Raw genomic sequence first — 25,884 nt, 5'->3', positions numbered from 1 at the left:
AGCCATTCACAAATTGACTATTCCAGATGCCTTAATGCACAACTTGAGCAAGTAAAGCGGGAATTGCAAACCGCTGAAAAGATCGGGCGTGACGATCTGCTGAAAGTATTCAAAAGGTCCCGCCATCATTTTAAACTATTCCGTATTGATCATTAAACAAATCAGACTTCATACGGAATTACTCAGTAAAGCAAAGTATTAATTTGATCTTATCGCGTACTACCCGCGTAATTGGCACAGATGCTATGTTTACTCTAATGGCCTTGAGGCCAATTCGACTCAGGAAAAGTTATGACTTTAAATAATGCAGTGATCCGGATCAAAAACCTCCGTTTACGTACCTTTATAGGTATCAAAGATGAAGAAATTAATAACAAACAAGACGTCATTATCAACGCGACCATTGAATACAGTGCCACTCAGGCCGCCGATAGCGATGATATGAGCAAAGCACTGAATTATCGCACCATCACCAAAGATATTATTACACTGGTCGAAAATAACCGCTTCTCTTTGTTAGAGAAATTAACCGCCGATGTGCTGGCGATTGCCGCAGCGCACCCTTCAGTCCAATATGCCGCAGTTGAAATTGATAAACCCTATGCATTACGTTTCGCCGATTCGGTGTCGCTGAGCTTATCCGTCAATAAGGGCACAAAGTAACTATATCCATCATCCTTGAAGATTCGGGGTTGTTGGCCGCCTTCACTCACCCCAGTCACATAGAACAGCTATGCTCCTGGGGATTCGTTCAGTTGCCGCCTACCCGAATCTTCAATGATTTTGGCTATATACTTGCACAAACAAGTGTTTAAACCTTGAATCAATAGTGTAAGTGTCGGCATCACGGCACGGCCATTTTTTTGGAGTCAGTGCATGCGAATATTAATTACCGGTGCTAGTGGTCTGATTGGTTCGGCGCTGGTCAAATTATGGCAAAATCAACATCAACTGATTGTCCTGAGCCGATCGGTAAAAAAGGTGCAGCAGCAATTTGGCAATACGGTCGAGGCCATAGAATCGTTAGCCAATATTGATTTTAATCAGCTGGATATGGTGATCAATCTTGCTGGTGAATCTATTGCCAACCGCCGCTGGACTCCACAGCAAAAAGAGCGCATTTGTCAAAGTCGCTGGCAGTTGACTGAGCAGCTGGTGGCTTTGATCCAGCAAGCGACCACCCCACCCCATACGCTGATTAACGCCTCTGCCGTCGGCTTTTATGGCCGGCAGTCTGGCGATGCGATTGATGAAAACTATCAGTCGTACTACCCAGAATTCAGTCACGACATCTGCGCCCGCTGGGAAAATCTGGCCAATCGTGCCCGTTCCGAGCAAACCAGAGTTTGTATTTTGCGGATTGGTATTGTGCTGGCCGCCAATGGCGGGGCTTTGCAGAAAATGCTACCACCGTTTAAATTGGGGTTAGGCGGAGTCATCGGCAACGGTGAGCAATATATGTCGTGGATCCATCTGGATGATTTAATTGCCATTTTTGATTATTTATCACTGCAACCGGAACTTCGTGGCGTGTTTAATGCCACGGCGCCGATGGCGGTCAGTAACAAACAGTGGACAAAAATACTTGCGGAGCGCTTGGGAAAACCGGCGTTGTTGCCAATGCCGGCTTTTGCGGTAAAGTTGTTGTTTGGTGAAATGTCTGATTTATTGCTGTTCGGCCAAAATGTGTATCCACAACGGCTACTTGACCAGGGTTTTACTTTTAAATTCAGTCAGTTCCGTGCTGCTTTGCAAGATTTAACGCTCTAATATCGCCCGACAATGCACTGGTTTCTCCTTTCATACCAGTGCATTGGAAAACTCCATCAAAGCAGAAAACTACTGCAATGCACGGCGCAGTAACGTTGGCGCGTCCACAATCAATAATTTTCGCAGCAATAGATAACCAAGCCCGGTGATCAGCAACATGCCAAGCCCTGGTCCTATCCACCATAAGTTCCAGTGCAGCGAAAACGGTAATTCGAATAGCCGCACTTGCAGCACCGCTAACAGTATTTCCGCCAGCACCGTGGCAAACACCCCGGCCATCAGGCCAAGCGCGGCAAATTCTGCCAGCACGGCACGCCTTAAGAATACCGTTTTGGCGCCTAAGGTGCGCAAAATTGCCAGCTCCTGTTGCCGCTGCTCCAGCGTTGCCTGCACTTGCGCCACCAACACTAACACCGCAGCAGCAAATACCAGCGCCAGAATAACCGTCAGCGCTAATGATACCTGAGCAATAATATCGTTGATTTGCTTTAAGATATTATCCACCGACAATACCGATACCGTTGGAAATTGCCGCGCCAGCTGATTCAACAATGGTTGTTGCGCCGGCGGCAAATAGAAAGCTGTCAGGTAGGTTGCCGGAAAAGTCGCCATTAAATCCGGTGATAAAATCATAAAGAAATTTGGCTGTAAGCTATTCCAGTCCACTTTTCGAAAACTACTGACTTTAGCGCTGAATTGCTGGCCGCCCACCGAAAAACCGATGGTATCGCCGATGGCTAAATCCAACCGTTCAGCCAGTTCAACTTCAACCGACACTTCAGCTTTACCACCATCCACAAACCACTGACCTTTGACCACTTCGTTATTGGCTGGCATCTGGCTGAGCCAGGTGAGATTGAGTTCTCGACCGATACCACGGCGGCGTTCAGCAGTTTCGGCATTGGCAGCAGTGCCCGTCTGATCCGCTTGCTGTTCGCCTTTTTTGCGCTCTGCAGTATCACGATTAGCAGTATCCCGGTTTTCACTTTCGGCCTTATCGCTATTCTCAGCGTCTGGCTCGGTCAGGGTTTCGTTATTGACACTCAGTACCCGACCGGAAATCATCGGATAATAGTTGCCCGCCGTCAGTTGATTTTTTGTAAGCAAGGCGCTTATTTGCGGCTTTTCAGCCTCGGTGATATTGACCAAAAACTGGTTCGCCGCTCCGACTGGCACTTGTTGTTGCCATTGTCCGATGAGTTCAGCACGCAAAAAATACAGCAGTAAAGTTAAAAACAGCGCCAGACTAAAGGTGATCAGTTGAAAACTATTCGGCCATAAGCGGCGGCGTAAATTGGCCAACGCCAGACGAAGCGCACTGCTTTGACCCGCGCTCATCGGTTTAGCGACTTTGACAATGACAGCGGCCATACCCAATAGCAACGCAGCAAAAGCCACACAAAGTAAAAACAACCAGGCCGACAACCACAGATCACCGCTGAACAACCACATCAACAACCAGACAGCAACTGCACCAGTGGCCAGATGCCAGATATCAAATTGCCATTCTTGCTGGCGTTGGCGCAGTACGTTTAGCGCAGGCACCGCGGCTAAGCGCCAAATCGGTCGGGCCGAGAACAAACCAGCACAAATAACAGCGGTCAGCAGACCGAGCCATAACGGCCGGCTGCTAAATTCAGCCTGATAGTCACCAAGCCAGTTCACAATCGCCCACTGGGCGCTGCTGCTGGCAAATTGCCCTAAAGCCAGGCCAATACTCACACTTAACAAGGTGACTAAACTCAGGTGGCTGGCGTAGATTTTGCGGGCGGTTGCCGTGGTCACGCCAAGTGCTTTAATCACCGCAACTGACATGGCGTGGCGCTGACTATACTGACTGGCCGCAACGGCCGCCGCACATGCTGCCAACACAATGCCGAGCAAACCTGCCAACAGTAAAAACTTTTCCGCGCGATCTAATGCTGAACCCACCGCAGATTCACGATCGAGCTTTTGCCAACGGTCGTGCAAAGTTAATAGAGATTTAACCTCTGTTTCCAGTTGTGTCAGAAGCGCGTCCGAGCCTGCAAACTGATAACGATAGCCAATTCTGCTACCGGGTTGCACCACTTCGGTCGCAGCGACATCATCAACGTGCATCAGCAACCTCGGCGCATTGCCAAACACGCTCAGCGGCGCATCAGGCTCTTCGGCGATCACGCCAGCGACTTTCAATTGACTGACACCCACTTCAATCATATCGCCGGCTTTGATTTGCAGCAGCTGCAATAAACGCGGCTCCAGGAACACTTCACCTTGCGAAAAGGTCGGCACAATCGGCGCATCAACGGCTTCATGTTGACGTAACGTCAATTTGCCACGCAGCGGATAACTGGCGGACACTGCTTTTACACTCACCAACTGCATTTCATCACCGGCAAACACCATGGTGCTAAATTGCATTTGTTTGGCCGATTTAACCTGTAGCGTGGCGGCTTTTTCAAAAATAGCTTCGTTAAATGGCAAGCTGGAGCGCAATATTTTGTCAGCGGCAATAAAATTGGCGCTACGCTGGGCCAACGCCGAGCGGACGCTTTCAGTGATGCCGCTTAAGCTGACCACGGTAAATACGGCTAAACAAAGGGCGAAAGCGATCACCCATAACTCACCGCGTTTTAATTCGCGCCAGAACAGACGCCAGGCAACGTTAGGCCACACTGGTCACCTCCGCCACAGCCATGGTTAAATGTCCGGCCTGCATGGTGGCTTGTTTGGCACAACGTTTGGCCAAAGCCGGGTTGTGCGTCACCAGCACCAGCGTTGTGCCCTGCTGTGCGTTCAGTTCAAACAGCAAATCTTCTATTTTGGCGCCGGTGGTTTCGTCCAGATTCGCCGAAGGCTCGTCGGCAAATAAAATGGCCGGTTTGGTAATAAAAGCGCGCGCAATGGCGACACGTTGTTGCTCACCACCGGACATCTGGCTTGGATAAAAATCTGCCCTTTCGGTTAATCCAACCAGCGCCAGTAATTCGCGGCCGCGCTGTGTCGCATTTTTAATGCCGGCCAGTTCAGCCGGTAACGTCACGTTCTCCAGTGCGGACAAACTTGGCAGCAGCAAAAAGGACTGAAACACAAAACCGACCTGGCGGGCACGTAGTTCGGCCCGCGCGTCATCGTCTAATGCATGCAAAGGTTGACCTGCTAAATACACTTCGCCGCTGGTGGCCGTGTCAAGCCCGGCCAGAATACCTAATAGCGTTGATTTGCCGGAACCTGAGGCGCCAACAATTGCCACACTGTCCCCGCGGTTGATTGTCAAATCGATATGTTGCAGGATAGTCAGAGTTGAATCGGTCAACTGTACTTGTTTGGTCAGCGCTTTGGCCTGGATATAAATTTCTGGTGTAAATGACATGAGATTTTGCTTCACCATTTTAGTTTTGGTTTTCAGCCTGTCACTGCAGGCGGCAACACAAAAGTTATTAATTCTGGGCGACAGTTTAAGCGCCGGTTACGGAATGCAACAACAGCAAGGCTGGGTGCATCTGTTGCAACAACAACTTGAGAAAAATCAGTCCTCTTGGACCATCATCAACGCCAGTATCAGCGGCGAGACTACAGCCGGTGGTCTTGCCAGATTACCTGAATTACTGACTAAACATCAACCGCAGGCAGTGTTAATTGAGCTCGGTGGTAACGACGGATTACGCGGTTTTCCAACGGCACAAATCGAACAAAACCTGCAACTATTGATTGCCGAAGTGAAAAACCACCAGGCCAAACCAATCCTGATGCAGATACGCATTCCACCGAACTATGGGCCACGTTATACGAGGCAGTTTGTCGCGTTATATCCGGCATTAGCCGAAAAACAGCAGGCGGTCTATTGGCCATTTTTCATGGATAGCATCGCGGTGCAAGCCGATTTGATGCAAGCGGATGGTATTCATCCGAACGTTAAAGCGCAGCCGATTATCCGCGATTTTATCGCGCCGTTACTGCAGAAATTGTAAGCTGAAGTGTCAGAGCAGAACGAATGGGTCTGCCCGGCATCTTTTAGATGGCGGCGTAAATTTGAGCATTGGCAGAATTTGATGGGCGCAACGTAAAACTGAAATATCGTAAGTGTGGTAACAAGGCATTTAATAAGGAGATTTTTTGGAATTTACTGGAGCTGGGTTTGGTGTCGCTTGATTTGGTGGAGCTAAGCGGGATCGAACCGCTGACCTCTTGCATGCCATGCAAGCGCTCTCCCAGCTGAGCTATAGCCCCATCTTGACTGCTGCCAACTGGATTGAGGCTACAGGATGGTATATCTGAATTTCCTAAGTGGCGTCCCTTAGGGGATTCGAACCCCTGTTACCGCCGTGAAAGGGCGGTGTCCTAGGCCTCTAGACGAAAGGGACATCCCAGGATTTGATAGCAGCGTGGCGTCCCTTAGGGGATTCGAACCCCTGTTACCGCCGTGAAAGGGCGGTGTCCTAGGCCTCTAGACGAAAGGGACACAGTGCTGTTATCGGGTGAATGTATTGGCGTCCCTTAGGGGATTCGAACCCCTGTTACCGCCGTGAAAGGGCGGTGTCCTAGGCCTCTAGACGAAAGGGACCCGCGGATACATTCGTGTCTTGTGTTTACTTGGCGTCCCTTAGGGGATTCGAACCCCTGTTACCGCCGTGAAAGGGCGGTGTCCTAGGCCTCTAGACGAAAGGGACACATTGTAAACTTTGGTGGAGCTAAGCGGGATCGAACCGCTGACCTCTTGCATGCCATGCAAGCGCTCTCCCAGCTGAGCTATAGCCCCACACCGTATGGACGTTACAACTCCATTGCTGAAGTGGCTTCGTCACAAGACGAGGCGCATTCTATGGGGCACGCTAATATGTGTCAATAGTTTTTTCCAATGGCCGATCTGTTCGGATACTTTTTAAACACGCAGCTGAAAAAGCATGCGAAAACAGTGGTATTGCGCTGTTTTTTCATGGTTGTCGTAAGCCAGTAAGCTGCAGAAGATTGTCAGTTTTAGCAGCTGCTGTGCTATGATTTCGACCGAATTAAAGTCTGCTGGACCGGATCAAACAGCAGGCAGGACTGACAACTGCTAATTTAGGATAGTCATTGATGTACGAATCGTATTACGGATTTCACGAGCGGCCTTTTCAACTGACCCCAAATCCTCAGTGGTTTTTCGCCAGTAAACTGCACAAACGCGCCCTCGCCTATTTGCAATACGGTTTAAGCCAGGGTGAAGGTTTTATTGTGATCACCGGCGATGTCGGCACCGGTAAAACCACCATTGCCAATCAACTGTTGGCACGTCTTGACCAGCAAATAGTCGCCAGACAAATCGTCACATCCAGGCTTGGCCCGGATGATTTATTGCGGATGATCGCTTCCGTCTTCAGCTTGAGTGTCAAAGACAATAATAAAACGGCCTATATCGAAGCCATTTCACACTATCTGACGCTGTTACACGGTCAAAATAAGCGCGCGTTGCTATTAGTGGATGAAGCGCAGAATTTACCACTGGAATCGATTGAAGAACTGCGGATGTTGTCCAATTTCCAAATCGCCGGCAAACCATTATTACAAAGCTTTCTGCTGGGGCAAAACGAACTGAATGCCATTATTCAGTCGCCGCATATGGAGCAGTTCCGGCAACGTATTATTGCGTCGTCAAATTTATCGTCGTTGTCAGAAGAAGATTGTCAGGCCTATATCGAATATCGGATTAAACAAGCAGGCGTTAGCCGGCCGTTGCTTGACCAAAGTTGCTTTGGCAGCGTTTATCGATTCACAAATGGTATTCCTCGTAAAATCAATAACTTGATGGATCGCATTTTACTGTTCGGATATCTGGAAGATAAAACCTTATTGCTACAGGCTGATGTCGAAGAAGTGATCACCGAAATCAGTGGCGAGGTTGCTCAGCGCCAACCAACACAAACCATACCGATCCAGGCTGCGCCAGTTGCCGTCATGACAACAACAGTGACAGCCCCTGCAGAAGCCGCAACCCAAGCTACACCGGCAAATCCTTATCACGCCATGCTGGCTGAACTTTCCGGATTACTCGACAGCTCGCTGGAGCATAAAATCAAGATGGCGAAAGAACTGGATACGTTGTTGAATCAACAACATCAACAAGTGATGCGTAAGCTTGAAGACGACAAAGGCAGCTAAGCTGCCTTTGTTAAACCGATGACATCAACACTTTTGCCAGAATTTACTTTAGTCTGGTTTAGAGTGAGCCGGTTTTAAAGTTGTCAGAATTTAAAATCCAGATCAAAATGAATCCGATTCTCTTTGTAATCCAACGACTTACCTTCAAAATTAACGTCAACACGGCGTACCGATAATGCGCCACTAAGGTCCGGATTAATTTTGCGGTTAAAAGCTAATGTATTTGTTGCTTGTGTCCCTTCACGCCGACCAGTCCCGGGTAAACTTTCATCCAGTTGATAATCAATCCGCGAGTAAGACGAACTCAACGACAAACTATTACGTTGCGACAACTGCCAGTTGCTGCTGGCGTTTATATACTGATCTTCAACTTCGGCATTTCGCTCCAGATAAATATCTCGCCTTTGGCCTACTTGCAGTTGCAATTTTAACCGGCTAAAACCATAACCAAGGGTGTAATTGAGATTACGGCGAACCACAATCTGCTCACTTAACTCCTGGCCTGGTAACAAAATATTGTAGTAAGACTCACCAGGTTGTGGCCGATACTGCGCTGTCGGTGGTTGATAACAGTTTGAAAGACCTGGTGCCTGCCCCGGTGGACACAAAAACAAACCGTACTCGGCGTTGTCACCATTTAAGCTAAGCAATGAGTTCACTGAGTCAGACACTGTGACCTGCATTGTCAAATGCTGTAAATTGTAACTACCGCTCACTTCAGCACTACGGCCAAAAAACCGCCGATCCAAAGTTCCGGTTAACTTGGTCCGACGTGACGGCTGAATACTGAACTGGGTGCCGATATACTCGCGGCGCCCTTCCTGATCGTTCACCTTATTAAAGGTAACGTTCCACCAGGAACGATCAGTGATTTTCCACTCCAAACCACCGCCGATACTGTGGTAATTCCGATAGCCACCAAACAAACTATTGACGTTGGTCAGTCGGCTGTTACTTTCGTAACTCCCCTGGCCAATCATTGAAACACGCCAGAAAAATGGCACGCCAATCACGCCGTAACCACGACGGTTGTATAAATCTTCGCTTTGTTTACGACCTGTTTTTGAGGCATTGGCATCAAAACCCCAGAAAAACTTACGGTTGCGGTCTGCCGACTTCAATTCAACAGCACCGGTCACCCGTTGTACATTCAAATCCTGATTAAACGGATCCTCATCAAATATCGGTTCTGATACCTGATCACTACGCGACTCTGACGCATTTAACTTCACGCTGGTGTTCAGCCACTCCACCGTATCATTGCGGTAACTCATACCGGCGCTATTGTTGATGACCTTCGCCATATTGCCGCTATTCGTCACTTCATCGACATAGTTAGAAAACTGGCCACCGGTAGAACGATAGGATTGGGTCGAACCAACCTGAAAAGCCAGTCTATTATGTAAAAAACTGGCCGTGTTGTTCAGCCGATAATTGATATAAGTGCTGTTTTCACGCTGGGCGTCTTTATAAAACAACGCCATCTGATCGATACTGAAACTTGATTTCAGCCAGGGGGTACTGTACGCCAGAATGATCCCGGGTGTGACCGCCTGCGCTAAACCTTCATCAGTACCGGCATCACCCACCTCAACCTGATAAGCATAGGTACTTGTCGACAACGATGGGGTGATTTTGACATCGGCTACCACCGGAAATGCCAGTGAAATTGCAGAGAGTTTTAGTACCACCGCACCCACGCTGTTGCTGGCCAAATTCGCCTTGCCAGTGTGCTTTGGTATGCTATATCGCAATGCTTTGCTATTCCGCATAGTATCCATAACCGTAGCCATATCCTTTATCACGGCTGTAATAAGCCTTGTTGATAACAAAACCAACTGCCAACTCTTTTGGCAACAAACTCAAGGCCTTATCCAGCTCATTCAGTTTGGTTTTATTCTCTTCCAACACCACCACGGCTTGACCACACATCGCTGCCAGTACCGCAGTTTCATTGACGCCGAGCAGAGGCGGTGCGTCAAAAATGACAATCCGATCCGGATAACGGGATGCAAACTCGTTCACCAATTCAATCATCTTGTCGCTGGCCAGCAACTCAGTCGACAAATGGTGCGGTTTGCCGGCGGTAATTAACTTCAGCCGTTCGACGTTGGTGCTGTAAATAATGTCGGCAACATCAATGTCAGTTGAACTCAGATAGTCTGTCAAACCCAAAGGGGTGCTGATTTCAAGCGTACGGGATACGTTTGGTCTTAACACGTCTGCATCAACCAACAGCACGGTTTTGTCTTGTTCCAGCGCAATACTCAATGCAAGATTGACTGAGGTGAAAGTTTTACCCTCGCCCGGCCGACTGCTGCTGACCAAAATCAGATTTGGATGCTTTAATGTTGAACTTAAGCCACCAAAGGCGTTGTTAATAAGCTTGCGCTTAATCACCCGGTACTCTTCATAAATCAGCCGCCGCTCGGTGGCCATCGAGACAAAATTGCGGTTACTAAGGCTTTGCAGGTCAATTTCAATAAAATTGCGCGGTGATGCCTCAACGGTTTCGGCTATCACTGGTGCGGTTGCGGTTGCTGTCGCTTGCACTGCAACTTCAGTGGTTGGCACCGCTGCTGGCGCAGTGATGGCTTCATCGGCCGCGGCCATCGCCTTTTCAATCACCGGCTCTGTCGCGGGTGACGCCGTCGCTGCGGCACCCAGTTTGTCTAAGGCCTTTTCGATAGTACTCATAACAGACGCCCTAATAATTGCTTGGCGGTCAATCCGAACACCATTTCATTTGCCACCAAGGCACAATAACATAACATCAGCATTGCACTCAGAATGAGAAAGTACAGTAAATGCTTTTTGTTCTGTTTCAACATTGCATCTTTTTGGGTATGCGACACCAAACCAAACACCGGGAAATCGGCGATGGTTTTTAACTGTAATGCGCTGGTCACGACCGGAGAAATTTGACTACGGGCGAATGCCATAAAGACACCGGCGGCAATACCACCAAACAATACTAAGGTGTAAAACGCCAGTCGTGGTGGACCTGATGGTTTGATTGGCACATGTGGCGGTTCGATAATCTTAAATTGCACGTCCTGTTGCGATTCATCGGCACGGCTGGATAAGTCCATCGCTTCGCGCCGGCTCAACAATTCTTCGTATTTGCTTTTGGTGATTTCATAATCACGGTTTAAACCGGCAAATTTAGCTTCGATATCAGGGACTATATTGCGCTGACGTTCCAGTTCTTCCAGTTTCTGGCCGTAATTACGCACTCGCACGTTGACTGAAGCAATTTCGTTTTCGAGGCGGGAAACATTAAGTTTTAATTCCTGGTATACCTGATTCTGGCTAAAACCAGCGCTGCTTTGTGGCGCACCGGCAATGGCTTTTTCCAGGTTGGAAATCTCTTCAGCGCGCATCTTTTTCAGGGATTCAATCAGTCGCCCCACTTCGATGACATCAGGATGCACATCGGTATAGCGGATCAGCAGGCCGTCTAATTGCGTCTGTAGCGTTTTAATCCGTTCGTCATACTGGGTGGTGAAACCAGAGTTCGCGCCCGAAGTACTGTCGCTGAAACCAGAAGCTTCACCTTGTAACTGACGACGGGCCGACTCAAGCTGTCCTTCCAGTTCCCGCTGGCGTAATTGTGCTTCTTCGAGGCGCGCTTTTTCAGACTCTATCCGGCTGTAAAAACCTTGGTCTGACATTGGCCCCATGGCAATTTGCGATTTTTTAAATTCAGAAAGCCGCGTTTCTGCTTCTGCTAAACGCGTTTCATATTCGGTAATTTGACTATCGATGAACTCAGATGCCTTGCGTTTATCAGCAACTGCATTGCCAACCCGACTTTCGACAAAGATATTCAACGTCTCCTGCACCAACCGTTTCGCTAGCTGTGGTGAGGAGTTCGCATAAGAAATGACGTAAATATTTTCACGGCCAGCAGCACTGAGCTTGATACTGTTTTGCAATGAGTTGATCAGGTTTTCGTACGACTGACTATCAGAGGCCGAAATATCCATATCGGTTGCCCGTGCGATTTTTTCCAGGTTAGGCCGGCTCAATAACGTCCTGGCCATCAACTGAATTTCTTGCTCCGGATTGTCCCGAATAGTTAAACCTTGTAACACCGGGTCAAGCACAGATCTTGTTTCAACATATATTTTGGCATTCGCTTCAAAGGTAGGTGGCATGTTAAATACCAAAATCCAGCCAATTGGGCATACCAGCCAAGCGGTGATCACAATATATCTGCGTCTTAACCACACTCCCTGTAGATAGATGAGCAACATCTCAATCGCAAGGTTTAATTCCTTCATCGAACTACTCCAGACACTACAACAATCAGAACCAGGCTTCCGGAATAATTACGATATCACCGGGCAACATATCGACATTGGCGGAAATATCACCTTCACGAATCAAATCATCCAATTTGATTTCATAACTCACTTGTTTACCATTTTTAGTGCGGACTAGCTTGGCGCTGTTGCCGCTGGCAAATTCTGTTAAACCGCCTGAAGCGATCATCAAATCAAGTAACGTCATATATTGACGGTATGGGTAGGCCTGAGGTTTTGACGCAGCGCCAATCACCCGAACCTGTTCGCTGAATGGACCTACAAAGCCGTTGACCGACACCGTAACCACTGGATCACGAATAAATTTCGCCAGAATTTTTTCCATTTCACGGGCTAACTGGCTCGGTGTTTTACCTGCAACCGGGATATCTTCAACCAACGACGTAGTAATTTGTCCGTCCGGACGCACAATAAAGGAGCCAGACAATTCCGGGTTACGCCAGACGAAAATGGTCACAGTATCGTTTGGACCGATCAGGTATTTATAATCGGTAACCGCTGTTGTTAAAGAGTTTTGAACTGTTGCCGGTGGCAACTGGCTGGTACTGCACGCTTGCAGAGTAAGTGCTGCGGCGATGGCGAGAATTGTAAATTGGCCTGACTTTGCATTCATATCTTGCGTCCTTATTGCTGATGCGTTTGTAATATAACCGAATTTTACCGTTATTGGGCGACAGACATAAAAAATTAATTTCAGTTTTATTTTCTCAAGCGTATACTTCTCCACGACAATAACTTAGTCAAGTAGGCAAAGTTGAAAACTGAAATAGTTGTTGCATTTCCAGGAAGAAGTATCAATGAATAAGGCAGTTCGATTCGGAAAAAATACGCTGGCTGACAAGTTGTTTTTACTCGGGGAGACATTATTACTGCTCGTCTCGAGTTTCGCAGCTTCTTATCTTTATTCCCTTTACCAACCTGTTGACCAGGAAATGGCCGCGATTAACGCTGTGCTGTTTACCGGTTGCGTGATGTTATGCGCCTTATCGGTTGGTCTTTACGATCAAAAATTGCGTGAAGACACCGGCGGCGTGCTGAAGCGGGTTGTTATCACCTTGTTATTGTCCGGTATTTTATTAGAACTGGTCATTTTCAGTATTGTCCCCTCTTTGCATCTTGGCCTGAGCTACAGCCTGATCGCTGCGTTTTTATCAATGCTCACGCTGACGTCGTTCCGGATGTTATTCCACTACCACGACGTCACCAAAATCAGTCGACGTAAAGTTTTAATTTTAGGTTCTGGTGAACGCGCTTCGATTATTGAACGCCGGATGCGCCGGAATGTTGATAAAAGAAACTTTGAAGTACATGGTTTTGTATTTATCGATGGCGACCAACTTGGTCACATTCCAGAATCAAAAACAATACATTTTGATTACAAAACTGATTTGTATGAATACGCCGTTGAGAATGATATTGAACAGCTGGTGATTGCTTGTGATGAACGGCGGAATATGTTGCCGGTTGAGCATTTATTTAAATGTAAAACCCGTGGTGTTGATGTCATCGAAATTCTCGACTTTATTGAACAGGAAACCGGCCAGATTGCGGTAAACCTGATTTACCCAAGTTGGGTTATTTATTCCAACGGTTTTGAAATGAACCATCGCTTCAAAACCAGCCTTGACCACCGTCTGAATGCACTGTTAGCGATTGTGGTACTTTGCTTGCTGTGGCCGCTGATGCTGATCACCGCCCTTGCCATTTATTTAGATGATGGCCGCCGTACCGGCACCTCGGTCTTTTACAAACAAATCCGCATCGGCATTGATGGTAAACCCTTCCCTATCCTGAAATTCCGTAGCATGCGTCCTGATGCTGAAAAAAATGGTGCCAAATGGGCATCCGTGAACGATGATCGGGTGACAAAAATTGGCGGTTTTATTCGTAAATACCGCATCGACGAATTACCGCAGCTGTTTAACATCATCATGGGTGACATGGGTTTTGTCGGCCCAAGACCAGAGCGTCCAGAGTTTGTTGAAAAGCTTGTTAAAGAAATTCCGTATTACAATCAGCGGCATAACGTGAAACCAGGTTTAACTGGCTGGGCACAGCTGAAATACCCTTACGGCTCTACCACTGAAGATGCGCAGGAAAAGCTGAAGTTTGATCTGTATTACATCAAACACCGCACCTTACTGCTGGATCTGGTCATTTTGATCAGAACCGTGGAAATTGTTTTGTTTGGTAAAGGCCGCTAATTCAGATGACGTTGTCGATAAACAAACTTAATGCTCTGACGGTCGATGTTGAAGATTACTTCCACGTCGCTGCTTTTGAACAGCAAATTACCCCGGCCGACTGGCAGCATATGACACCGCGTGTAGATCGCAATACGCGGGTGTTACTGGACCAGTTCGATCGCAACAATGCTAAAGCCACCTTTTTCTTTTTGGGTTGGGTCGCCGAGCGTTTTCCTGATCTGGTGAAAGAAGTGCAGCGCCGCGGTCATGAAGTGGCAAGCCATGGTTTTTCACACACCCGTGTCCATCAGCAAACTCAGGCTGAGTTTCGGGATGATGTGGTGAAAGCCAAAGACATTCTGGAACAACTGACCGGCGAAGCAGTGATTGGCTATCGTGCACCTAGTTTTTCCATTAATAAACAAAGTGAATGGGCCTTTGAAATTCTCAAAGACATTGGTCACGTATACAGTTCCAGTACCTACCCGATTAAACACGATTTATACGGTGTACCGGATTGGCCACAACAACCTTATATGCGCCCGGAAGGTATTTGGGAAATCCCAATGCCGACGCTGACCATGTTAGGACGCCAATTACCGATTGCCGGTGGCGGTTATTTCCGACTGATGCCCTATTGGCTCAGCAGCACACTGATTAGTAAATTTCTGCGCGAAGATCGCATGCCGTACATGTTCTACTTCCATCCTTGGGAAGTAGATCCGGAGCAGCCGCGCGTCGAAGGTGCTGGTCAGAAATCTAAATTCCGGCACTATGTGAATCTGGACAAAATGGAGCACAAACTGGACCGTTTATTGACCCAGTTTAATTGGGGCAGTCTCGGCCAGGTGTATCAACAGACACTAAAAAACTTATAATTTAACCAAAATCATTGCAGATTCGGGTAGGCGGCAACTGAGCGAGACCCCAGGAGCATAGCAGTCTATGTGACTGGGGCGAGTGAAGGCTGCCAACAACCCCGAATCTTCAAGGATGACGGGTATAAAAAGCAAACACAACTAAGGGATTTAGATGTATCAAATTGCAACCTTAGCCTTGGACGATCCGCAACAACCGGCCTGGGATCAGTTCGTCCGTGCGCAAGCCGATGGATCATTTTTCCATTTGGCTGGCTGGCAGCAAGTGCTGAATAAAGCCCTGAATCACCCGACCTATTATTTGTATGCCACTGAAAATCAGCAGATCGTTGGCGTATTACCGCTGGCTTGGGTAAACAGCCGTTTATTCGGCAATGCACTGGTTTCGACCCCTTTTTGTGTCTATGGCGGCGCTTTAGGCGAACCGGCTGTACGGCGGGCGCTGGAGCAAAAAGCCATTGAAATCGGTACTGAGCTCGGTGTTGATCATGTTGAACTCCGTTATAAAGACGCGCAGGACAACGATTGGCTCACCCGCAGTCAGCATGCAACTTTTGGCTGTGAACTCGCCGCTGACGATGCCGCCATTCTTGCTGCGATCAAAAAGAATCAACGCGCTTTAATCCGCCGCGCACAGCAGACCGATTTAACCACCCATATTGAAACCGATAACGCCGATTTTTATCAGATTTACTCCGAGAGTTTACGTAATCTCGGCACGCCGGTGTTTTCGAAAAAACTGATTGATGCGCTGCAACAAGCCTTCCCTGCTGACACTGAAATTCTGACCATTCGCCAGCAAGGTGCTGCAGTGTCTTCGGTATTTAATTTTTATTATCAAGGTCAGGTCCTGCCCTACTACGGCGGTGGCAAGCCGATTGCCCGTGAGCTGAAAAGTAACGACTTCATGTACTATCAACTGATGTGTCACGCCAAAGCCAACAAAGCATGTCATTTCTTTGATTTTGGCCGCAGCAAACTGGACTCTGGCGCCTACAGCTATAAAAAACACTGGGGCATGCAAAACCAGTTACTGCATTACCAGTTTAAGTTGATTAAAGCCGAACAACTGTCTAACTTAAGCCCGAATAACCCTAAGTATCAGCTATTTATAAAAATGTGGCAGAAGCTTCCACTAGCTATCAGTCGTTGGCTCGGTCCGAAACTAGCGCACTTTTTGGGTTAAATTATGGCAAAGTCAAAAATTTTGTATCTGTGCCACCGCATCCCTTATCCGCCGAATAAAGGCGATAAAATACGCTCGTTTAACCTGCTCAAAGCCTTGTCTGAGCAGTATGAAGTGCATTTAGGTTGTTTTGTTGACGACGATTTTGATTATCAGTATGTCGACAAACTGGCGCAGTGGTGTGTGGAATATAAATGCCGGCCACAAAAAAAATGGCGTGCCAAACTGAAAGGTTTAACCGCCTTTCTGACCGGGCAACCGATCACCATTCCTTATTATTCCGATGTGCAATTACAGCGTTGGGTCGATTACACGCTGGAAAACTACCAGATTGATACGGTGGTGGTGTTTTCATCGTCGATGGCGCAGTTTGTCGATAAACCACAGTACAGCAAGTTACACCGGGTGATTGATTTTGTTGATGTTGATTCCGACAAATGGCGGCAATACGCCGACAATCATGGTGGTGTGATGCGCTGGGTTTATCAGCGCGAACATCAGCTGCTGCAAAAAGTTGAACAGCAATATTGTGAGCGTTTTGACCACAGCTTATTTGTCTCCCCTGATGAAGCAGCGTTATTCCGCACCTTAATGCCAGCCGTATTGACTCCAAAAATTCAGCCGTTACTGAATGGCGTGGACGTACAATTTTTCGACCCGGAATTGCCCCTCGCCACCGCTGAATTTGAGCTGGATAAGCCTTATATTGTGTTTACCGGGGCCATGGATTATTGGGCCAATGTTGACGCCGTGCGCTGGTTTGCCGAGCAAGTCTGGCCTGGTATTTTGCAACAACAACCGCAGCTGCATTTTATGATTGTCGGCGGCAATCCTTCGGCAGAAGTAAAAGACTTAGCTAAACTGCCCGGCATTGTCGTCACCGGCCGGGTCGAAGACGTTCGCCCCTATATTCAGCATGCGCTGCTCGTGGTCGCTCCACTTCGGATCGCACGTGGTATCCAGAACAAAGTGCTGGAAGCGATGTCGATGAATAAAGTCGTGGTCGCAACGGCGATGGCGATGGAAGGCATTAATGCGCCCCAATCGGCCTGGTTACGCCAGACCGATGCCGCTGCTGAATTTACCGGCCATTGCCTGGATGTGCTGGCAGAACCTGTTGCCACTATCGGCGCCCGGCAGTGGATTATCGAAAACTTTACCTGGGCAGCCACGCTGGAACCACTGAAGCAGTGGATTCGGAGGCCTTAATGCAGCAACAACAGATTAAATTTGGCGCCTGGTTACTGTTGCTGATTGCGGGCTGGACTCTGGTGTTCTGGCCTACGTTGCAAAATATGGAACAGGTGTGGCGTGGTTCCGACACCTATATGCACTGTTACCTGATCCCGTTGATTGCGTTATGGTTATGTTACGACCAGCGTCAGCTGATCAACTTCAGCCCCAAACCCAGTGCCTGGCCATTGCTGTTGATGTTGCCGGTGCTGCTGGTGTGGCTGATTGGTTTTGCCTCAGATACCAATGCGTTATCTCACTTTAGTGCGGTGATCCTGCTGCAGCTTGGCCTTGCTACTTTGCTCGGCCTGGCGCTGTCAAAACAACTGCTGTTTCCGCTGTTTTACCTGATTTTTATGGTGCCTTTTGGCGAAGCGCTAAACCCGCCGCTGCAAGACATTACTGCCAGTTTAAGTGTGGCGATGCTGCAGTGGGCCGGCGTGCCGGTATTTCGCGAAGGTTTATATCTGGCAACACCAATCGGTCAGTTTGAAGTTGCGGTCGCCTGTTCCGGTCTGCGGTTTTTAATCGCTTCGGTGGCCATCGGCACCCTGTTTTGTTATCTGACTTACCGCAAGTGGTACAAGCATCTGCTATTTATGCTGTCACTACTGGCATTTTCAATCCTTGCCAATGGCTTTCGGGCGTTTTTCCTGATTTGGATTGCCGAAGTCTCCAAGATGGAATACGGTTTTGGTGCTGATCATTATATTTACGGTTGGTTGTTTTTTGGCGTGGTGATGTTTGTAATGTTTTGGCTAGGCGGTCGTTTTGCCGATGCCGAGCCCACCGCAAAACCAGCCAATACGCATACTGCAGCCACCCCAATGAAACTCATGCCACTGGCTGGCTTTTTTGGATTGCTCACAGTGACCTTTATCCTGAGCCAGCAAGTCCAGCTGACCATTGCGCCGGAAAAACCTGCGGCAGCGGCGTTACCTGCGGGTTTCAGCGCTGTCGAAACATCGGATTGGCAGGTCAGCTTTCGTGATGGTTTGACCCGAACTCAGGGTGAGAATACCGACAATTGGCAAGTGTTCAGCGCCGATTATGGCCACAAGCAGCAGCAAGGTGAAATGATTACCTGGGCTAACTGGCTGTATTCCACTAAACAATGGACAGTGCTGAAGCAGCGTGACATCAGCTTTGCAGAAAAACCTTACCGGCTCGTCGAACTGAAAAATCACCTCGGTCAATCCCGCAGTATTTTGTTCTGGTATCAGATTGGTCAACGGCAAACGGTCGATACCAAATGGGCCAAGTTGTATCAGGTGCTGAGCCTGTTGCAAGGCGACTCATCGGTATCCGGCGTGCGCGCGATTTCGGTTCCGATCAGCATTGAACAGCTGGATTTAGCCAAGCTCGAGCAGTTGGCAGTTCAGATGCAAGCCCAGATGCAAACGCAGATGCAACCACAAAGTAGCCCATCGTCGTGAGTTCAACTGCAGCAAAACAACCGCCCTTGGTGGTGCATTTAATTTATTGTCTGGACACCGGTGGCCTGGAACGGGTGATGCTCAACTGCATCCGTGGCATGGCCAATCAAGGCTTTCGGCATGCGGTCATCAGCCTGACCCACGCCAGCAGCTTTGCCAGTCAGCTGCCGGCGGACGTACCGGTGTATTGCCTGGGTAAAAAGCCCGGTGCTGATTTATCTGTGCATCTGAAATTATGGCGATTATTACGCGAGTTACGCCCGGCGATTTTGCACAGTTATAACCTGGCGACGCTTGAATACCACCCTATCAGTTGGTTAGCAGGTGTGCGCGGCCATTTTCATGCTGAACATGGCCGGGATGTCTCGGATCCCAAAGGCGACAATAAAAAATATCAATGGTTACGCAGGCTAATCAGCCCCTTTGTCCAGCGCTATATTGCGGTCAGTGACGATTTAAACCAGTGGTTGTTGCAGCAAGTCCGGTTGCCACAAAAAAAAGTACAGCTGATTTACAACGGTATCAATACCGACAATTTTAATCCGTCAGCGGCAAAAAATGCTGGCTTTGACTTTATTCATGTGGCGAGATTAAGCCCGATTAAAGACCAAGCCACGTTAATTGCCGCATTTGCGTTATTGCGCCAGCAATCGACTTTGCCATGCCGGTTGTTATTGGTTGGCGACGGACCACTTCGTCAGCAATTGCAGCAGCAAGCGATGGATTCTGGCATTGGCGAGCACATCGAATTTCTTGGAGAACGCCAGGATATTGCCGCTTTGATGCAACAAAGCCAGGTTTTTGTGATGTCATCTTTAGCCGAAGGCATTCCGATGACTGTGCTTGAAGCCATGGCTTGTGGCTTGCCGATTGTCGCGACTGCGGTTGGTGGCATTCCGGAATTAATTCAGGCCGATCACGGCACCCTGGTCGCTGCCAGCTCACCGGTAGCACTCGCTAATGCCATGCAGCGTTATCTTGAGCAACCGGAACTTGCCGTGAGCCAAGGTCAGCTTTGTCGGCAGCGGGTCTGTGAAAAATTCAGCGAACCGGCTATGGTGACGCAATATTTAAGTCTGTATCGGGCAGTCCGCCTTTAAGGTGCGACTCTGCTTTTAAGAAACAACTTTTACGGAACAACTTTTAGGGAACAACTTTTAGGGAACAACTATGTGTGGAATAGTCGGCATGTTCCGGTTAGCAGCAGGTCAACCGGTGGATCAGCAATTACTGGCGGCAATGAATCAGGCGCAGTTCCACCGTGGCCCGGACGAAGGTGATCAGTTTATTGATGAGCGGATTGGTCTGGGTCATCGCCGCTTGTCGATTATCGATTTAGCCGCCGGCCAACAGCCGATGAAAGACGAGTCCGGCCGTTTTGTATTGATTTTTAATGGTGAAATCTACAATTTCCCTGCCCTGCGCGAAGAGTTACAAGCGCTTGGCCATCATTTCCACACTCGCTGCGATACTGAAGTTATTTTACGCGGCCATATGCAATGGGGTGATGCCTGTGTCGAACGACTGCAAGGCATGTTCGCTTATGCGCTGTGGGATGCACAGGAGCAACGCCTGTTTTTGGCGCGGGATCGGCTTGGCATCAAACCGCTGTTTTATACCACCATCGGCGACACCTTTTATTTTGCCTCTGAACTTAAAAGCTTAAAACTATTGCCGGGTTTGGATAAAACCATGTCGCCCAAAGCGATTGAACAATATTTCACCCTGGGTTATATCGCAGAACCAGACACCATTTTCCATTCGGTGGCGAAGTTGCCACCAGCAGAAACACTGGTATTGTCAGTTGCAGCACCAACGCCTGTGCAAGCCACTTACTGGCGGCTGAGTTTCAAACAACAGCTGACACTGACTGACGAACAATTTCAGCAGCAATTAGTGCAGGAGCTCAATAGCGCCATCGCCAGCCATTTAGTGACCGAAGTGCCGCTGGGTTCATTTTTGTCCGGTGGTGTGGATTCAAGTGCCGTTGTCGCCTTGATTGCCGGTATGTCGGACCAACCGGTCAAAACCTGCTCCATTGGTTTTGATGTGGCCGCTTATGATGAAACTGCCTACGCCCAGCAAGTTGCCGAGCGTTATCACACCCAGCACGATAGCCGTATTGTCAAAGCCGACGATTATGAGCTGATCCCAAAACTGGCACATTTTTATGATGAGCCTTATGCCGACAGTTCTGCCCTTGCCACTTATCGGGTTTGTGAATTGGCACGCAGTAAAGTCACGGTTTGTATGTCGGGTGATGGCGCTGATGAACTGCTGGGCGGTTATCGTCGGTATAAATTACTGATGGCCGAACAACAAGTGCGTGACCGTGTTCCGGCCTGGTTACGCCAAACCGTATTTAAGCCACTGGGTAAACTCTATCCAAAACTGGATTGGGCCCCTCGTGTGCTACGGGCTAAAACCACTTTTCAATCGCTGGCGATGGATTTAGTCGAAGGTTACCTGCATGGGATTTCTTTACTGAAACAACATCAGCGGGATGCGCTGTTTTCAGATGACTTTAAGCAACAGCTGGGTGGTTACAACAGCCTGGAACTGTTCCGTCGTTACGAAGCAGAATTTGATGGTGACGAACCATTAGCCTTGTTGCAATATATTGATTTGAAAACTTACCTGGTCGGCGATATCTTAACCAAAGTCGACCGCGCCAGTATGGCCAATAGCCTTGAAGTACGGGTGCCGTTTTTGGACCATAAATTTGTTGAATGGTGTGCCAAGGTGCCCACTTCGCAAAAACTGCGCGCTGGCGAAGGTAAATATGTGCTGAAAAAAGCGATGGAACCGTACCTGCCAAACGATATTTTGTACCGGCCGAAAATGGGTTTCCGGGTGCCGTTGGCCGAATGGTTCCGCGGCGCGTTAAAGCAGCAGGTCAATACCCGCTTGCAAAGCGAGCTGATGCAACAAAGTGGTTTATTTAACATGCAGACCATCGCACTTTGGCTGAAAGAGCATCAGTCCGGCCAGAGCGACCACAGCACCGCGCTCTGGACTTTATTAATGTTTGAAAATTTTCTAAGCCAGGCGGCTTAAAGGACAGGCTTAGTGAAGGTTTTACATATTCTTGATCATTCAATTCCACTGCACAGCGGTTACACTTTTCGCAGCAGAGCTATTTTGCAGCAGCAACGTGCCCAGGGTATTGAAACCTGTCATGTCACCAGCCCCAAACACGGCAATCCAGAAGCTGGTGAAGAACTGGTCGACGGCCTGAAGTTTTACCGCTCGGCCCAGCCACAAGGTTGGATGACCAAAGTTCCCGGTTTAAATCAGCTGGCTTTGATTAAGCCGCTCACCGAACGGATTTTGCAGGCAGTCGCCATTGAAAAACCGGATGTTTTGCATGCTCACTCCCCGGCTTTAAACGGTTTGGCGGCTCTTCGGGCAGCAAAAATTTGTGGTTTGCCGGTGGTGTATGAAATCCGCGCCTTCTGGGAAGATGCGGCAGTTGATCACGGCACCTGCAAAGAAGGCGATTTACGTTATCAGCTGACCCGGCAAATGGAAAACTATGTGGTGAAACGCGCAGCTGCCGTCACCACTATTTGCGAAGGCTTACGGCTGGATTTAGTCAGCCGTGGTTTTGCTGCTGACAAATTTACTGTGATCCCAAACGCGGTCAATATCGAACAATTTCAAATCTCCAACGGTCGCGACCACGAACTGGAACAGCTATTGGGCTTACAAGATTGTTTAGTGCTGGGCTTTCTGGGGTCTTTTTACGCCTACGAAGGTTTAGATTTGGCGATCCGAGCCTTACCGGCGGTGATTGCTGCGCAGCCGAATGTGCGGTTGTTGCTGGTCGGCGGTGGTCCGCAGCAACAACAACTGCAACTACTAACCAAAGAGCTTGACCTATCCGACTATGTGATTTTCACCGGCCGGGTGCCGCATGGCTCTGTTGACCGATATTACAGCCTAGTTGATTTGCTGATTTACCCACGTAAATCGATGCGCTTAACCGATTTAGTCACCCCACTCAAACCGCTGGAAGCCATGGCGCAAGGCAAGTTGGTGCTGGCGTCTGATGTCGGTGGCCATAAAGAACTGATTCGTGATGGCGAAAATGGCTTTTTGTTTCCGGCAGATAACGTCCAGGCATTCAGCGATACCATTATCCGCTTGACGCAGCAAAGCGCGCAGTGGCCACAAGTGATTGTGCAGGGCCGCAATTTTGTCGAGCAGGTGCGCAACTGGCGGGTCAGTGTCAGCCATTATTTACCGCTGTATACCCAGTTATTGGCAGGAAACCGCTGATGCTGCGCCAACTGTGCATTGCCGGCCCGTTGCCGCCGCCAGCCGGTGGCATGGCCAATCAGACAGAAAAATTGGCGGAACTGCTGCAAAGCGAAGGTATTGCGGTGCGGATTATTCAGACCAATGCGCCTTATCAGCCCGCCTGGGTGGCCGGTATTCCGGTGCTGAGAGCGCTGTTTCGGCTGTTGGGTTACTTCGCCACTTTACGCCGTGAACTAACGCCCGAAGTGCAATTACTGCATATCATGGCGAACTCCGGCTGGTCCTGGCATTTATTCGCGGTGCCGGCCATTCTGATTGCCAAGCACCGAAATATACCAGTGGTGCTGAATTACCGCGGTGGATATGCCGACAGTTTTTTTGCCAAGTCCTGGACAAAAGTCAGCTGGGCGCTGCGTAAATGTGCGGTGATCGTGGTGCCGTCCACCTTCTTGCAACAAGTGTTTAATCGTTATGGCATGGAAGCGGTCATAGTGCCGAATGTGCTGGATACCAGCTTATTTGTGCCCCACCGCAATAAACAGCTGCGCCCGGAAACACCGCATTTTATCGTGACGCGAAATCTGGAACAGATTTACGATGTGGCGACCGTGATCCGCGCTTTTGCTCAGGTACAGCAACAAGTGCCACAAGCCAGGCTGACTATCGCAGGCACCGGTCCGGAACTTTCAGCGCTGCAAAACCTGGTGCGTGAGCTGAATTTAAACCAGGTCGAATTTTGCGGTCGGTTAACCCCAGCGCAAATGGCAGCTTTGTATCAAAGTGCTGATGTGATGCTAAACGGCAGTCTGGTCGACAATACACCCAATTCTTTGATCGAAGCGATGGCGAGCGCGGTGCCGATTGTTTCAACCAACAGCGGCGGCATTCCACAGCTGGTGACCGATGGCATTGATGCGTTATTGGTCGAGCCGCAACAACCGGCACAAATGGCTGCGCAAATGATGAAATTGTTGCAGCAGCCGGACTATGCCAGCGAGTTGTCACAAGCCGGGCTGGCCAATGTTGCACGATTTAGCTGGCCGCGCGTCTGGGCGCTGCTGCAACAGCAGTATGTACAGCTGCTGCCAGGAGGGAAAAGCAATGCTTAAGCCGATGCTCGATCGCCTTTACACGAGTTTTGTCGCCGGTTGTTTATTTCCATTGCATGAGCTTTTGAAAAAACACCGCACTGTGCAAATCAAACAGCAGCTGGAACAATCGCAGTGGCTGAGTCAGGCGCAAATTCTGCAAGCGCAGCAACACAGGTTGCAAGGCTTTATCCGCGATGTTTGCCAGCACGTACCCTACTACCAACGGCTGATGCACGAACTGCGCTTGTCAGCTTCGGATATTCAAACCACCGCTGATTTAGCCAAACTGCCGTTTTTAGACAAAGCGGCCATTCGCGGTCATTTTACTGAATTAAAACATGCGCATGCGGGGATCGTCCGGCCTTTTACCACGGGCGGCTCTAGCGGCACGCCACTGACGTTTTTACTCGGCAACGAGCGGATCAGCCACGATGTTGCCGAAAAATGGCGCGCCACCCGCTGGTGGGGTGTTGATATTGGTGACAAAGAAATTGTCGCCTGGGGCTCGCCGATTGAGCTGAATAAACAAGATAAAATTAAAATCTGGCGCGACCGGTTGTTCCGATCCACGTTAATTCCGGCGTTTGATTTAACCGAAACCACCTTGCTGCAGTTTATCAAGCACATTCAGACCACCAGACCTGCGATGTTATTTGGGTATCCGTCGGTGTTTCATCTGATTGCTAAAACAGCGCAGCAACATCAGATCGACTTAACCAAGCTTGGCCTTAAAGTGGTGTTCGTTACTTCTGAGCGGTTATATCCCTACCAGCGTGAGTTGATTGAACAAGTATTTAAGGCACCGGTGGCCAACGGTTATGGCGGCCGTGATGCTGGTTTTATTGCGCACCAATGCCCATCTGGCAATATGCATATTTCGGCAGAAGATATCATTGTCGAAATCATCGACAAAGATGGCAACTGCCTGCCCGATGGGCAAAGCGGCGAAATCGTCGTCACTCATCTGGCGACCAGCGATTTTCCGTTTATCCGTTATCGTACCGGTGATATTGCCACCAAGTCGCCAAATCCTTGCCCTTGTGGCCGTGGTTTACCGATATTGGAGCAAATTGAAGGTCGCAGCACCGATTTTGTGCTGGCTGCCGACGGTACCATGATGCATGGTTTGGCACTGATTTATGTGATCCGTGAATTGCACGGCATCAGCAATTTTAAAATTGTTCAGGAATCGTTGCTGGTAACTTCAGTCCAACTGGTGCTGGAACCAGGCGTCGACAGTGCGCCGTTGTTGGCAACCATTGAACAGGGTTTAAAAGCCCGGCTTGGGCAGCAAGTACAAATCCAGTTTGACCTTCGCGACGAGATAGCCGCCGAAGCTTCCGGGAAATATCGGTATGTGATCAGCAAGGTGACCGGCTGATGGAAAGTATTT

General features: G+C 48.9%; 20 protein-coding genes and 6 tRNA genes. 14 read left to right on the top strand and 12 right to left on the bottom strand.

What is annotated here, in order from left to right; genetic code table 11:
- Window positions 1-291: 291 nt before the first annotated feature.
- The gene (folX, locus tag EOE67_RS09090) at window positions 292-663 is read left to right on the top strand and encodes a dihydroneopterin triphosphate 2'-epimerase (protein ID WP_127698782.1); all 372 of its coding nucleotides are present in this window, start codon (window positions 292-294) and stop codon (window positions 661-663) included.
- Between the two features lie 213 nt (window positions 664-876).
- Complete coding sequence (locus EOE67_RS09085; protein ID WP_127698781.1) at window positions 877-1,770, top strand: TIGR01777 family oxidoreductase; 894 nt, start codon at window positions 877-879, stop codon at window positions 1,768-1,770.
- A gap of 69 nt (window positions 1,771-1,839) precedes the next feature.
- On the opposite strand, the gene EOE67_RS09080 is transcribed toward EOE67_RS09085, so the two are convergent.
- Both EOE67_RS09080 and EOE67_RS09075 read right to left on the bottom strand, forming a co-directional pair.
- Window positions 1,840-4,428, bottom strand: a complete 2,589-nt coding sequence (locus tag EOE67_RS09080; RefSeq protein ID WP_127698780.1) for an ABC transporter permease — start codon at window positions 4,426-4,428, stop codon at window positions 1,840-1,842.
- On the bottom strand, window positions 4,418-5,125 hold the full coding sequence (locus EOE67_RS09075; RefSeq protein ID WP_127698779.1) for an ABC transporter ATP-binding protein: 708 nt from the start codon (window positions 5,123-5,125) through the stop codon (window positions 4,418-4,420). Before EOE67_RS09075 ends, EOE67_RS09080 begins: the two co-directional genes overlap by 11 nt.
- Here EOE67_RS09075 and EOE67_RS09070 point away from each other — a divergent pair.
- Window positions 5,124-5,723, top strand: a complete 600-nt coding sequence (locus EOE67_RS09070; RefSeq protein WP_127698778.1) for an arylesterase — start codon at window positions 5,124-5,126, stop codon at window positions 5,721-5,723. The two genes, EOE67_RS09075 and EOE67_RS09070, sit on opposite strands and share 2 nt — an antisense overlap.
- A 183-nt stretch (window positions 5,724-5,906) precedes the next feature.
- Here the strand turns inward: EOE67_RS09070 and EOE67_RS09065 are convergent.
- The 6 genes from EOE67_RS09065 to EOE67_RS09040 all read right to left on the bottom strand — a co-directional run bounded on the left by EOE67_RS09065 (window position 5,907) and on the right by EOE67_RS09040 (window position 6,511).
- A tRNA-Ala gene (locus EOE67_RS09065) sits at window positions 5,907-5,982 on the bottom strand.
- A gap of 58 nt (window positions 5,983-6,040) precedes the next feature.
- Window positions 6,041-6,116 (bottom strand) — tRNA-Glu (locus EOE67_RS09060).
- 22 nt (window positions 6,117-6,138) lie between these two features.
- Window positions 6,139-6,214 (bottom strand) — tRNA-Glu (locus EOE67_RS09055).
- Between the two features lie 26 nt (window positions 6,215-6,240).
- A tRNA-Glu gene (locus EOE67_RS09050) sits at window positions 6,241-6,316 on the bottom strand.
- Window positions 6,317-6,346: 30 nt separating this feature from the next.
- Window positions 6,347-6,422, bottom strand: a tRNA-Glu gene (locus EOE67_RS09045).
- Window positions 6,423-6,435: 13 nt separating this feature from the next.
- A tRNA-Ala gene (locus EOE67_RS09040) sits at window positions 6,436-6,511 on the bottom strand.
- 317 nt (window positions 6,512-6,828) lie between these two features.
- On the opposite strand from EOE67_RS09040, the gene EOE67_RS09035 reads away from it, so the two are divergent.
- Complete coding sequence (locus EOE67_RS09035) at window positions 6,829-7,890, top strand: AAA family ATPase (RefSeq protein WP_127698777.1); 1,062 nt, start codon at window positions 6,829-6,831, stop codon at window positions 7,888-7,890.
- Window positions 7,891-7,973: 83 nt separating this feature from the next.
- On the opposite strand, the gene EOE67_RS09030 is transcribed toward EOE67_RS09035, so the two are convergent.
- The 4 genes from EOE67_RS09030 to EOE67_RS09015 are packed head-to-tail and all read right to left on the bottom strand — an operon-like array spanning window position 7,974 to window position 12,831.
- On the bottom strand, window positions 7,974-9,605 hold the full coding sequence (locus EOE67_RS09030) for a porin family protein (RefSeq protein ID WP_127698776.1): 1,632 nt from the start codon (window positions 9,603-9,605) through the stop codon (window positions 7,974-7,976).
- Between the two features lie 46 nt (window positions 9,606-9,651).
- A complete protein-coding gene (locus tag EOE67_RS09025) occupies window positions 9,652-10,587 on the bottom strand; it encodes an XrtA-associated tyrosine autokinase (RefSeq protein ID WP_240652762.1) in 936 nt (311 codons plus the stop codon).
- Window positions 10,584-12,176: an XrtA system polysaccharide chain length determinant gene (locus EOE67_RS09020; protein WP_127698775.1), complete on the bottom strand. Its 1,593-nt coding sequence runs from the start codon at window positions 12,174-12,176 to the stop codon at window positions 10,584-10,586. Before EOE67_RS09020 ends, EOE67_RS09025 begins: the two co-directional genes overlap by 4 nt.
- 25 nt (window positions 12,177-12,201) lie before the next feature.
- Complete coding sequence (locus EOE67_RS09015) at window positions 12,202-12,831, bottom strand: XrtA/PEP-CTERM system exopolysaccharide export protein (protein WP_127698774.1); 630 nt, start codon at window positions 12,829-12,831, stop codon at window positions 12,202-12,204.
- A 184-nt stretch (window positions 12,832-13,015) separates the two neighbouring features.
- Between EOE67_RS09015 and EOE67_RS09010 the strand changes: the two genes are divergently transcribed.
- The 10 genes from EOE67_RS09010 to EOE67_RS08965 all read left to right on the top strand — a co-directional run bounded on the left by EOE67_RS09010 (window position 13,016) and on the right by EOE67_RS08965 (window position 25,872).
- Window positions 13,016-14,422 carry a TIGR03013 family XrtA/PEP-CTERM system glycosyltransferase gene (locus EOE67_RS09010; RefSeq protein ID WP_127698773.1) on the top strand — a complete coding sequence of 469 codons (1,407 nt, stop codon included), beginning with the start codon at window positions 13,016-13,018 and terminating at the stop codon, window positions 14,420-14,422.
- A gap of 5 nt (window positions 14,423-14,427) precedes the next feature.
- Entirely contained in the window at window positions 14,428-15,282 is an 855-nt protein-coding gene (locus EOE67_RS09005) for an XrtA system polysaccharide deacetylase (protein ID WP_206099536.1), read from the top strand.
- Between the two features lie 154 nt (window positions 15,283-15,436).
- Window positions 15,437-16,468: a FemAB family XrtA/PEP-CTERM system-associated protein gene (locus tag EOE67_RS09000; protein WP_127698772.1), complete on the top strand. Its 1,032-nt coding sequence runs from the start codon at window positions 15,437-15,439 to the stop codon at window positions 16,466-16,468.
- A gap of 3 nt (window positions 16,469-16,471) precedes the next feature.
- Window positions 16,472-17,677, top strand: a complete 1,206-nt coding sequence (locus tag EOE67_RS08995; RefSeq protein ID WP_127698771.1) for a TIGR03087 family PEP-CTERM/XrtA system glycosyltransferase — start codon at window positions 16,472-16,474, stop codon at window positions 17,675-17,677.
- On the top strand, window positions 17,677-19,137 hold the full coding sequence (gene xrtA, locus EOE67_RS08990) for an exosortase A (protein ID WP_127698770.1): 1,461 nt from the start codon (window positions 17,677-17,679) through the stop codon (window positions 19,135-19,137). The genes EOE67_RS08995 and xrtA overlap by 1 nt, the downstream gene beginning before the upstream one ends.
- A complete protein-coding gene (locus tag EOE67_RS08985; protein WP_164852267.1) occupies window positions 19,134-20,237 on the top strand; it encodes a TIGR03088 family PEP-CTERM/XrtA system glycosyltransferase in 1,104 nt (367 codons plus the stop codon). The genes xrtA and EOE67_RS08985 overlap by 4 nt, the downstream gene beginning before the upstream one ends.
- Window positions 20,238-20,307: 70 nt before the next feature.
- A complete protein-coding gene (locus EOE67_RS08980) occupies window positions 20,308-22,194 on the top strand; it encodes an XrtA/PEP-CTERM system amidotransferase (protein ID WP_127698768.1) in 1,887 nt (628 codons plus the stop codon).
- A 12-nt stretch (window positions 22,195-22,206) separates the two neighbouring features.
- Window positions 22,207-23,418 carry a TIGR04063 family PEP-CTERM/XrtA system glycosyltransferase gene (locus EOE67_RS08975; RefSeq protein ID WP_127698767.1) on the top strand — a complete coding sequence of 404 codons (1,212 nt, stop codon included), beginning with the start codon at window positions 22,207-22,209 and terminating at the stop codon, window positions 23,416-23,418.
- A complete protein-coding gene (locus EOE67_RS08970) occupies window positions 23,418-24,509 on the top strand; it encodes a glycosyltransferase family 4 protein (protein ID WP_127698766.1) in 1,092 nt (363 codons plus the stop codon). The genes EOE67_RS08975 and EOE67_RS08970 overlap by 1 nt, the downstream gene beginning before the upstream one ends.
- Window positions 24,502-25,872 carry a phenylacetate--CoA ligase family protein gene (locus EOE67_RS08965; protein WP_240652761.1) on the top strand — a complete coding sequence of 457 codons (1,371 nt, stop codon included), beginning with the start codon at window positions 24,502-24,504 and terminating at the stop codon, window positions 25,870-25,872. The genes EOE67_RS08970 and EOE67_RS08965 overlap by 8 nt, the downstream gene beginning before the upstream one ends.
- Window positions 25,873-25,884: the final 12 nt, after the last annotated feature.

Source organism: Rheinheimera riviphila, assembly GCF_004005945.1.
GTDB lineage: Bacteria > Pseudomonadota > Gammaproteobacteria > Enterobacterales > Alteromonadaceae > Pararheinheimera > Pararheinheimera riviphila.
Note: the sequence above shows the minus strand (reverse complement) of the source record. Positions and strands in the feature narration are given on the sequence as shown.